The following is a 4,230-nucleotide window of genomic DNA, read 5'->3' as shown; positions in this document are numbered from 1 at the left end:
CTAAAATCCGGATCTTAGTCTCCCTTGGAAAGGCTACCGTGTATACACAAGTCGGCTGGACTTCGTTTCGAGATCTGAACCCCCCCTAACCCCCCCTTAAAAAGGGGGGAACCGGATCCGGAAGTCCCCCTTGAAAAGGGGGATTTAGGGGGATTTAGGGGGATTCGATCCACGTTCTATTTACCCACCCCCTGCGGACAAGCAACGCTAGTCCCCGTCGGTTGTCCCGGCGTAGCCGCAGCAACCAGAGTCACCTTCCCCTTGCCATCGAATACCCAACCCACAGCCGGAGGAACTAGTTTACCGAGATTATTCGGCGTACTACTAACGGCTGGCTGAATGCTGACGGCGCGGGCATCTTCCCACACGAGATCGCTAGTCAAGGGGTCGTTAGCATTGGGCGGAATGCCACCACGCCCAGCGACAATTAATTTATTCTGACGATTGTTCGTGCTACAAGCTTGCGAGATCTGGTTGCTAGCATCGGTAGTGGTATTGGGCAACTCGGTACTATCTCGCCCCGGATCTGTCCCTGGGGTGGTGATGTTGACAGTCCCATTTTGTCCGAAGGTGGAACTGGCCGTAATATCGTTGGTAAAGGGCGAGTCTTGTCCTTTGGGACGAAATTGGATACCAAACAAGCCTTGACTGGTAATCTGGACATTACCGCCCGAACCTTGAAACGCATTAGCAGAAATATCATTATTTCCTGGCGCAGCAACAATTAAAGGACTACTAATGGTGATATTGCCACCATTCCCCTTTTCCTCTGCACTCAGGGATTTACTACTAATGGAACTTGTATTTCTCAGCAAGAGTAGATCGCTAATCGCCAGAGTGATATTACCGCCGCCAACTGAAAACCCGTCAGTAGCAATAAATGACATATTGTTGAGATTCAATTTCTGACTGCTAATTGAGATATTTGCAGCTTGTCCTTTACCACCACTGAAGCTGGATATAAAAGCCTTGCTAAGACCGATATTTCCTTTGCTTTCGATATTAATATTACCTGAATTTCCTATGCCATCTAAATTAGTTGTGATAATGCTGCTGGAATTTGAACCTTGCTGATTAAATAGAGAGAGGTCTGTCAAACCAGCGATTTCTACATCACCATTAGCTTTGATATCGATATTACCTGCATTCCCGATACTACCTTGATTAGCTGTGTTTATCGCACTATTATTTGTTACTTTTAAATTTTTAGTAACGATACTAATTCCTTGGCTATTCCCTTTGGCTCTAAGTATCTCAGAACTGATAAAAGCTCGATTGTCTAGAGAGATATTTCCTTTTGTATCGATCGTGATTTTACCAGTATCACCTTTTCCTCTTGAATTACTAGAAATTGAGCTGCTATTGTTTAACCTTGCTGCATCTACCCCATCTACTAGTGGGATAGATCGATCGCTTCCCACAATAGTTAGATCTCCAGTAGTTTTAATATCGATGTTTCCAGCATTTCCCGTACCTAAATTGCCTGTAACAATCGAGCTAAAATTTGATAGACTCAGATCTTTAGCATCAATAGCAATCCCTTTGCTATTCCCTTTCCCCTCGCTAGAGATATCAGCACTGATAATAGCTCCATTGTTCAGAGATAAAATGCCTCCAGTCTCAATTGTGATTTTACCCGCATCGCCTCTGCCATCAGTACCACTTGATATGGCTGAAAGAATTGTCTCACTCGTTGGTACAGATCTATCGTAGCCTACAAGATTAAGATCGCCAGTAGTTTTAATATCGATGTTCCCAGCATTACCGATACCCCCAAAGTTATTTGAAATTATGCCACTACTACTCGAAATATTGATATGTTTAGCACCAATACTAATCCCTTGACTGTTTCCTACTGCCTGTGCATTGACAAAAGAATTAATAGACGATCCCTTATCTAAAGATAAATTACCTTTGATATCGATCGTCACTTTGCCAGCATCGCCTTTACCAAAAGTTGCGCTACTAACTAAAGAACCATCTCGTAACGACATTTGCGGGAAAGTTTAGTTTGGGAATCTTGCCATCTGTATTTATCTCGATCCCTTCCGGTGCTGATGCAGAGAAGTTTAGTTTGAGAAAATTTCCGGCTGTGGCGATCTCGACACTTCCTGGTGCTGATAAGCCGCCTAACTCAACTCGCCCGCCCCCTGTAGATATTTGTCCGCCATCGATGGCAACTTTCCCACCAATTAAACCGATATATTGAGTTTGCAGCGTCCCAAAATTACTAATCGCACCAGTGCCTCCACTGAAATTCAAGCGAGAAGCATCGAACAACACATTTGGCGCGACGCTTAATAATGGTGCGTCACCATTAGCATTAGTCCCAAACGTAATCGTTCGTCCCCCAGCATCGACTAAATCGATACTATTTGCCGTACTCCCGACAAAGGCTTTACCCACATTCAACCGAGCATTCGTCCCAAACACAATCCCATTAGGATTAATCAAAAAGAAATTCGCGCCATTGCTATTGACTGTTCCATTAATATCGGAAAATAAATTCCCTGTCACGCGGGTGATGATATCGCGATTGCCAACTGGATTGGTAAAATTTGCCTGTCCGTTAGTCGGAACCGAAAAATCTGTAAAACTATGAAATAATGTCTGTCCCTTACTTACACCACCTGTAATATTAAAGTTATTACCATCCCCTGACACCTGAGTACCGAGCGTATTATCTGCTACCGGAGCGCGATTGGTGGGTTGATATGTTTGAGCATTAGCTTGCAAAATCGCAGACTGGATACTAATTACTACACTAGTTAATGTTAGTAAAGATAGCCAAAGTTTAGTTTTCATTTTGGTATTTTATCCAATTTTTACTAACAAGCTGCATAACTCACATCAAATAGCTGCGATCGATACTAAAATAAGTGATACTTTAACTTACTTGGTAACATAAGCCGACACCACACATTTTTGGATGTTATCGTTAACAATCAGCCATTTGTCGTAGCTATCTAGCAATCTCTCAGCCATTCGCGCAAACAGCAATACAGCTTGTCGATCGATTATTAATTCGATCGAGTCGAGATTTTTATACACTAAATTTGCCCGATCTTCAATCGTGGTAAAGATCGAGCGGGTGTAATGACCGAATACCGTTCGATCGATTACAGTAGGCAAATCAGTGATATCGATTATTTACCTAACGTTAATTCCTCTTTCTTGCCTAAAATACCTTGCGGACGTAATACCATTAATAGCATGAGAATTAGACCGATAATCATAATCCGAAAGGCACCTTGCTGAGTATCATCTAAATGCAGAGCGCGAAAGATTACTTTGAAAAACTCAGTTCGCGTGATTTCATAATAGCCCCAAAAAATAATCGCTCCAATAATCGCACCGAGATTATTTCCCGAACCGCCCAGCATGATAATAATCCAGGCATTAAAAGTAATTAACGGCTCGAAGTTATCGGGAAATACAGTAAACTGCCAAGCATAAAAGGCTCCAGCAATACCCGCGATCGCACCCCCGATTGTAAAGGCTTGTAATTTATACCAAAATACATTTTTACCCAAAGCTCTGGGCACTTCTTCATCTTCTCTGATGGCTTTAAGAATGCGTCCCCAGGGTGAATTTACCAGTCTTTCGAGTCCGATATAAACTACTGTCAATACGGTTAAACTTAGCAGCATTAATCCCGCCCGCGCATCATAAGTATAAAGCGATAGCGCACCGCAAACATAAACAGTCAATACAAAAATAATCGCGATCGCACCACTAATTAGGCGGCTACTTTCTACGCGCATCCACAACCACAATCGCCACAATGCTAACCCACAAATTGCTGTCAACCAACCGATTAATAATAATCTGACGGGATATTCTGGATTGAATCTAAATGGTACCGGATAACCCTGTACGCCGAAGGTACCTTTGGTCAGCCAAGCTTCATTTTTAGCTACCAATCGGACTAATTCTGATACGCCGATGGTGACAATTCCGAGATAGTCTTCGCGCAGTCTTAATGTAGACATGCCGATGAGCAATCCTAGCAAGGCTGATAAACCAGCTCCGACTAATACCGCGATCGGAATCGGTACGCCTTGCATAGAGAGTAACACGGTACTATAGGCACCGATCGCCATAAATGCGACATGTCCGAAATTAATCAGCCCCGTTACGCCCCACTGGAGGTTTAAACCCAGACTAAATAGTGCATAAGTAGCAGCAGAAATCGTCAAAAAGACAAAGTAAATGACCATCAGACAAAAT

4 protein-coding genes are annotated in these 4,230 nt (G+C 43.0%); all 4 read right to left on the bottom strand.

From position 1 onward, the window contains the following. Positions 1 to 176: 176 nt before the first annotated feature. A complete protein-coding gene (locus Q0R35_RS06020; protein WP_295615187.1) occupies positions 177 to 1,994 on the bottom strand; it encodes an S-layer family protein in 1,818 nt (605 codons plus the stop codon). Beyond that, on the bottom strand, positions 1,966 to 2,805 hold the full coding sequence (locus tag Q0R35_RS06015) for a filamentous hemagglutinin N-terminal domain-containing protein (RefSeq protein ID WP_295615186.1): 840 nt from the start codon (positions 2,803 to 2,805) through the stop codon (positions 1,966 to 1,968). The genes Q0R35_RS06020 and Q0R35_RS06015 overlap by 29 nt, the downstream gene beginning before the upstream one ends. Before the next feature lie 87 nt (positions 2,806 to 2,892). Next, positions 2,893 to 3,132, bottom strand: coding sequence for a hypothetical protein (locus Q0R35_RS06010; RefSeq protein WP_295615185.1), 240 nt, complete (start codon positions 3,130 to 3,132; stop codon positions 2,893 to 2,895). Positions 3,133 to 3,146: 14 nt separating this feature from the next. Further along, complete coding sequence (locus Q0R35_RS06005) at positions 3,147 to 4,220, bottom strand: branched-chain amino acid ABC transporter permease (protein WP_295615188.1); 1,074 nt, start codon at positions 4,218 to 4,220, stop codon at positions 3,147 to 3,149. Positions 4,221 to 4,230 lie beyond the last annotated feature (10 nt).

This window comes from Chamaesiphon sp. GL140_3_metabinner_50 (assembly GCF_025361915.1).
Lineage (GTDB): Bacteria > Cyanobacteriota > Cyanobacteriia > Cyanobacteriales > Chamaesiphonaceae > Chamaesiphon.
This window is presented reverse-complemented; position numbering and strand designations above follow the sequence as displayed.